Origin of the sequence: Bradyrhizobium sp. NAS80.1, assembly GCF_001908205.1 — a bacterium.
Taxonomy (GTDB): Bacteria; Pseudomonadota; Alphaproteobacteria; order Rhizobiales; family Xanthobacteraceae; genus Bradyrhizobium.
Map to the genome: position 1 here is coordinate 1 of NZ_LGHL01000143.1, position 7,083 is coordinate 7,083.

General features: G+C 61.4%; 3 protein-coding genes. 1 reads left to right on the top strand and 2 read right to left on the bottom strand.

Translation table 11 applies throughout. The features are described 5' to 3' along the window. Nucleotides 1-360: 360 nt before the first annotated feature. Nucleotides 361-648, bottom strand: a complete 288-nt coding sequence (locus tag AC629_RS30065; protein WP_084808471.1) for a hypothetical protein — start codon at nucleotides 646-648, stop codon at nucleotides 361-363. Between the two features lie 217 nt (nucleotides 649-865). On the opposite strand from AC629_RS30065, the gene AC629_RS30070 reads away from it, so the two are divergent. Further along, nucleotides 866-4,801 (top strand): AfsR/SARP family transcriptional regulator, encoded by a 3,936-nt coding sequence (locus AC629_RS30070; RefSeq protein ID WP_084808472.1) that lies wholly within the window; start codon nucleotides 866-868, stop codon nucleotides 4,799-4,801. Between the two features lie 480 nt (nucleotides 4,802-5,281). Here the strand turns inward: AC629_RS30070 and AC629_RS30075 are convergent, their stop codons facing one another. Then, nucleotides 5,282-6,415, bottom strand: coding sequence for a phospholipase effector Tle1 domain-containing protein (locus AC629_RS30075; RefSeq protein WP_084808473.1), 1,134 nt, complete (start codon nucleotides 6,413-6,415; stop codon nucleotides 5,282-5,284). Nucleotides 6,416-7,083 lie beyond the last annotated feature (668 nt).

Here is a 7,083-nt window from a genome sequence, read left to right on the forward strand (position 1 = left end):
CGATCGGTGGGGTCTGGCCACTAATATCGCTGCGCGCCCGCCTGGCAGCGCTACCGGCCCGGCGGTCAAAATCACTTTGGTGTACCCCGATGCGTTACGGTCATCGAGACTGCACGGGGGCAGTGATTGTTTCCCTGCGAACGCAGACGATCCTGACCCGCCCACTGGCATCGAGTTCCCGTCCGATCGAGCTCCCCGCCAGATAGGCCTGCGCATGCATGAAGCATGTCGCCGGATTTCCGAACTCGGCCGGCACGCGCATCGCCGTACTGGCTTTGCTGCGCGTGCGGTCCTGAGGATCGGCCGCGGTCGCAGCCGAGCAAATGCGCACCAATGCTGTCAGCCCCCCAGCCCCCCAATCTATTGAGCCGCCAGACCAACAGTGGTGGACTTCACCGCCACGGCTTTTGCCGCCATCACGGGGCGTGGTGTCAGGACGGCGATCTGATGCGGCGACGCGGGCATGCCGCCGAACGTCAGCGTTGGAGTCGCTGACTGCTCCTGAACGCCTTGCGCGCCTATGACCGCAACCTGATGCCGTGTGATCGGAAAGCCCATCAATTCAAAGCCTGGAAGCTCTGCAGCCACTGCACTGGAGCCGACGACCGTCACCGCCGCGATCGCGGCCATTGGAAAGATTTTCTTCATGGCAATCTCCTTGCGAAAAATCGAGACACTCGCACCACGACTTCCAAAATGACTCTACTCAATTCGCCGGCTCCCGATGTGAGCCCCTTCACAGGCAACCCCTTCCGAACAAGGTAACGTCCCGTCGCAATCGACCTGTGGTTCGGAGCGTGATAAATTCGCAAAATCGTCGGCCTGGGGCGCCTTTTCTGCGTCCTCGAGCCCGAGGGCGATCGACATGGCGAAGGCCAATCTCGCACTCCTCGGTGGTTTCCGGCTCCAGACGGATCCCGGAGAGCCAGTCCCATTGTCGACCAAGAAGGCCGGGGCGCTGCTGGCTTATCTGGCGCTGCACCCGGGCCAAGCTCAGGCGCGCCCGAAGCTAGCGGCGCTATTGTGGGGCGGCCACAGCGAAGCGCAGGCGCGCGACAGCCTCCGACAGGCACTGTGCATTTTGCGCAAGGCGCTGTCGCATGTCGACGGAGCCGTTTTGATTGCTCACGAGGACACAATCAGCCTTGAGCCGACCGCGTTGACCACCGATGCCATCCTCTTCGGGGATCTGGTTGCGCAGCCGGGAGCCGAAAATCTGGAGCGGGCGCTCGCACTCTATGCTGGCGACTTTCTCGATGGCTTCCAGGTCCGCGCACCCGAATTCGAGAGCTGGGTAACGGCCGAACGTGAGCGATTCCGCGAAACGGCGCTGCAAGCCATGACCAGGCTGCTGGACCATCATTTGTCCGCGGGCGCGGTCGAACCCGGCATTTGCACGGCAGCCCGGCTGCTGGCGGCCGACCCCTTGCAGGAGCGCGTCCATCGCACTCTGATGGAGCTTTATTGCCGACAGGGCCGGCACGGAGCGGCCCTTCGCCAATACCGTAGCTGCTCCGATCTCCTCGCCAAGGAGTTGGGGATCGAACCGGACGCGACGACTAAAGCATTGCGCCACAAGATTCTCCGTGAGTGGAATCAAAACCAGGGCACGACCTCGAGCGGCAATGCCCCGGTGAAATCTCTCGGTGAGGTCGACGAAACTGAAGCGCCGTTGACACCCCACTCTCCTGAGCGCCGGCAGGTCACCGTCCTTGTTTGCGACCTTGTCGGCATAAGTGCCCTCGCGGCCAAACTTGACCCGGAGGAGCTTCGAGCACTGTTCGCCGCATACCAGCGCTGCTGCATGCCAATCATCTCGCAGTCTGGCGGCGCGGTGGGGAAGCTCTCGGGGACCGAGATACTGGCTTATTTTGGCCATCCGCAGGCGCACGAGCACGACATCGAACGCGCGGTTCGTGCCGGTCTTACCTTGGTCGGTGCGGTCTCAAACCTCAATTGCGGCAGCACCGGTCCTCTTCAGTTGCGCGTCGGCATCGCCACCGGCCCGGTTGTGGTCGGCGATCTCCTCGGCAATGGCGCAGATCAGCAGGGGATTATCGGGGAAGCTCCGCAACTTGCGGGCGGCCTGGAAAGGATCGCCGAGCCGAATACTATTGTAGTAGCAGCGAGCACCCGCCATCTCGTCGGCAACCTGTTCGACTGCGACGACCTGGGGCAGGTCGCACTTAATGGCTTCCCCGAGCCGGTTCCGGCTTGGCGGGTGCTGGGGTCAAGCGATGTCGACAGTCGTTTCGAAGCACTGCGCGCGCCCACCACGCCGTTGATCGGTCGTGACGAAGAGCTAGACCTGCTACTGCGCCGCTGGCGGCAGGCGGCGAACGGGGACGGTCGCGTGGTGCTGCTGTCAGGCGAGCCCGGGATCGGCAAGTCGCGGCTGACGGTCGAGCTACAGGTGCGACTTCAGGCGGAGTCGCGCACGCGACTGCGATATTTCTGCTCGCCCCACAAGCAGGACAGCGCGCTTTATCCGATCATCAGCCAGCTCCAATGGGCGGCCGGATTCCGGCGTGAGGACACGGATGTGCAACGACTGGATAAGCTTATGGCGATGCTTGCCCGCGCGACCGACGACACCACCGAGGCTGCCCCGCTAATCGCGAATCTGCTGTCTGTGCCGACCGGCCACCGTTATCCGCCCATTGACCTCACCCCGCAGAAGCGCAAGGAGAAGACGCTTCGGGCGCTATTGGCGCAACTCGAAGGGCTGGCGGCGCACGAACCCGTGCTGGTGGTGTTCGAGGATGTCCACTGGGTTGACCCCACATCGCTGGAACTACTGCACCTGATCGTAGACCGCGTGCCCACCCTGCCGCTTCTGTTGGTCATCACGTTTCGGCCCGAGTTCGCGCCCCCGTGGGTCGGCCGCCCGCACGTGACTTTGGTCACGCTCAATCGCCTGCCGCCCGCACAACGTGCCGACATGATTACGGGCGTGACCGGCGGCAAGGCGTTGCCCAAGGAGATCGTGGACCAGATCATCGATCGCACCGACGGCGTGCCGCTGTTCATCGAAGAGCTGACCAAGAGCGTGGTTGAGAGCGGCATCCTGGTCGAGGCTGACGATCGCTATGCCGTGAAGGGACCCGTGGAGCCACTCGCAATCCCGACGACGCTGCAAGCCTCCCTTCTCGCACGACTTGATCGTCTTCCTGCAGCGCGCAAAGTCGCACAGATCGGAGCGGCGCTTGGTCGTTCGTTCTCTCACGAATTGATCAGCGCAGTCGCACAGACGCCGCAGAAGCAACTCGATGATGCCTTGGCGCAGCTGGTGAGCGCCGGACTGATCTTCCGGCGAGGGTCCGTGCCCGATGCTGAGTACACCTTCAAACATGCCCTGGTACAGGATACCGCCCACGGCACCTTGTTGCGCAACCGGCGTCAGCAGATTCACGGTCGGATTGCCGTAACGCTGGAGAGCCAATTCCCGGAAATCGTGGCCGCTCAGCCGCAGGTCCTTGCACAGCATTGCGCCGAGGCGAACTTGATCGAGAAGGCGGTCGGCTATTGGCTCAAGGCGGGTCAACAAGCGCTTGCACGCGGGGCTACAGCCGAAGCGGTTGTGCAGTTGCAGAAGGGGTTGGAGCTCTTAGCAACCCTGCCCAACGACCCCGAACGCGGGCGGCAAGAACTTCCACTCCGGGTGGCCCTCGGTGTAGCTCTGGAGACCTCCAAGGGCTTTGCCGCGCCGGAAACCGGCCGAGCGTATGCGCGCGCTCACGAACTGTGCACCCAGCTTGGCGACACCGCCACGCTCATATCCGTGCTCAGCGGACAAGGCGCCTTTCACTTCACGCGAGGCGAGTACATTGCAGCGCGGGAGTGTGCCGAGAATTTGTTACGCCTCTCCCAGAAACAGGATGACTCGGGTGGAATGCTGCTTGGTCATCTTTCCACGGGTCTCTCCCTGCATTTTCTGGGAGAATTTGCCTCGTCCAGCCATCATTTTGAGCGTGTGCTTGCCATCTATCCTTCCGAGACGCACCGGCGCCCTCAACGCTCTGTTGACGGCAAGGTAGCTGCGCTCAGCTACCTGGCCTGCAATCTCTTCAAGGTTGGCCGCCAGGACCAGGCACTGTCGCAGGCCGAGCAGGCGGTACTCTGGGGTCGAACTTTGCGCCACTCGCACAGCCTGGCTTATGCGCTGTGGCATGCGACTGCCCTGCATCTTTTGCGCTGCGATGAGAAGGCTGCATGCGATGTGCTGGAGGAGGCGGCCGCGATTGCCACGCAGCAGGGATTTCCATATTGGTTGGCAAATTGCACAGTATTGCGCGGTCACCTGCTTGTGATGCGCGGGGAGGCAGCGAAAGGGCTCGCGCTCGCCCGCAAAGGCCATGAAGATGTGAAAGCAACGGGCGCTTTGATCGGCGAGACCTGGAGGCTCAGCCTGCTCGCCACATGCTGCGAACATGCGGATCAGCCCGACGAGGCGATGGACCTGTTGACCAGGGCGCTGGACGTTGCCGAAAGAAGGCACGAATGCTTCGTCGAGGCAGAACTGCATCGTCTGAAAGGAGAGTGGCTGCTTGCGTATCGGCAGACGGAGCCGGCCGAAGCGGAGCTCTGTTTTGAGCATGCCCTCGCGGTCGCCCAAAAGCAGAATGCCAGGACATACCAGCTGCGCGCCGCTACCTCCCTCGCGCGCCTGTGGCTGCACCAGGGCAAGCACGATGAAGCCCGCGATCTTCTCGCTCCAGTCTACAATTGGTTCACCGAAGGGTTCGACACGCCGGTTCTGAAAGACGCCAAGGCGCTGCTCGACGAGTTGTGTCGGTCATAGCGCCGCCAACCCGACATTCGGACCCTGAAAGCGCGTCACTTCCTGGTTGTGGGGAGCCCCAGCACGGCAGCTTTTTGAGCTGTCGCTCTTGCTTGCGGTGCACCAGTTTCGCACCAGAAACGGCCTGAACGGAGCGCGACGAACACGAACGAACTTAAGCGAAAACGCAGCAAAATCAACGAAGCTGATCGATATCCCGTCGCTCATAACGGTCTGGCTGCAGGTTCGAGTCCTGCCGGGCCCACATTCAGCAGCATCTTCTATATATCGGTTCGCAACGCAGCGGACTCCGATTCGCAGACTCTGACTCCTAGCGACGCAAAGCCGCTTACTTCCCTCTTTTTCACAAGAGGGAGCGAACACCTGTAGCTCGATGACCGCTCAACAACGGTCTGATTGCAGGTTCCGATCCTGGAGCGAATACCTTCCTTCCTGCGCGGACGGATCCAAGACTAGGCAACTTGGAGAACGACGAGATCGTCACCGCACACCCAGCGTGGGGTCGATAGCCCAGACGGCACCCACGAGCGTGGCAGGGTCGACCTGCTTCGCCCTTGCCCACGCAACCAAATTCTCCGGACGATAGGACGCATCCGCGCGCCAGCGATCGAACACCGAGCCGTCTATTGTCTCATTGATGCGCGACGTCGTCGCCGCAGTTCCCTTCTCCGGTGCGGCACCCACGGAACGATAAAGTGGCCTCGAGAAGAGGCGATAGAATCCCTTTCCGAACTCCGCGTAGGAGTCGTTGATGGGCGGCGCGATCTGCGACATGTCGATATCGACCGTGTCCCTGTAGGCCAGTCCCAGCGCGCCGGCCTTGTCCATCAGCCATACCAGCGGCCGCTGCGACAGCGGATCGCTTGCGTAGCCGCCGCCGACGTTCGCGTGGCAGCCGACAAACCAGCGCTGTTCGACGTTTGCGATCGGGCGGTCGGGAGCGCCCGCCTCCCCCGTCTTCACGGTCCGTGTCCAGAACGTCGCCTCGAAATCCTCGCGGTGCTCGTCGAGGGCGAGCGCATGGAACGCGTACTCGTTGTCGAGGCGCAGGTGCGTGTCAAGGAAGCGGTACTTGTGGACCTTGGCCTCGGTGCTACCGCGCGGGATGCCCATCGAACCAACGGTGTCCCAGACGCCGACGAACTTGATCTTGGTCGGCCGCGAATACTTCGTCAGCCATCTCTCCTCGAGGGAGGCATCCGACGGCAGCGGCTTTCCGAGCAACGACCTGATAGTCGGCGCGACGTAGAGCCGATACCGCGCGTAGAGTTGCTCGATCGAGAGCGGCGCGCCGAGCTTCAGGACCCCGCATTTGCTGACGAGGCCCGACAGGCTCCTAGCCATATACGCGCCGCGGCTGAAGCCGAAAATGAAGATCTCATCTCCGTCGTCGAAATTCTGAATCAACCAAGCATAGGCCTCGATGATCTCATCGTCGATACCGTAGCGGGTGACGCCGCCGCGGGCTACCTCGCCACGCCTCGTTCCGACGCCCTGGCTGTAACAGACGCGCTGATCGACCGTTTCCGATGTCAAACTCTTCAGCCGCCACACGTTCGTGTTGTTGTTGAGCGTGTTGAACGTTCCGTCAAGGTAGATGGCGAGCTTTTTCATGCAAACCTCTTTAATAAAACAGGAGTTTGCGCGTGTCGTCGGACGCACAACCTAATATTACTTTCTTAGTGGTCGCGCCCGCTGTCGGCGCGCCAGCGGTCGGCGGCTAGTTTTCGTTCTCGATTTCGATCTCCTGATTGATCACGGCGCTTTCTAAAACGTCCCAAGCAGCTGTGCGGTGGAGTTGTAGATTGTGGGTTCGTCATTCGGTCCACGTAAAGTGAGTACGAACGCGACCTCTTGAGGCCCGACAGGTTGCCATCCCCTCGTCAAGCCCATAACGAACTAGTCAGCGCGCTCAACAGCCAGCTCATTCCGCTGGCCTTTGACAGCTGGTGTGCGGCATCATCCCTCCAAACTTGGGTAGCCTGTTGAGAACTCTGGTTGTCACCTCGCAACAAGCTTCTCCCTAAAGTCAGCAATATCTGACAATCAGCGACGAATATAGACAAGTCAATTGGGCCGCTGCGCGCGAGGGCGCGGACTCATTAGCGTGCAGCCTGACTACTTCCGCTTTCGGCTGCATATCGGACTCGGTCGGACGTGCTACCAGGTCGCCCCGGTCGCGAATGACCCTGGCTGTGTGAAAACACTGAGCTGCTGTTATGATTCTCCTGTGATTCTTTGGGGGAATCGATGAGGCGCTTCGTTGAAGAGGCGGATCGTGG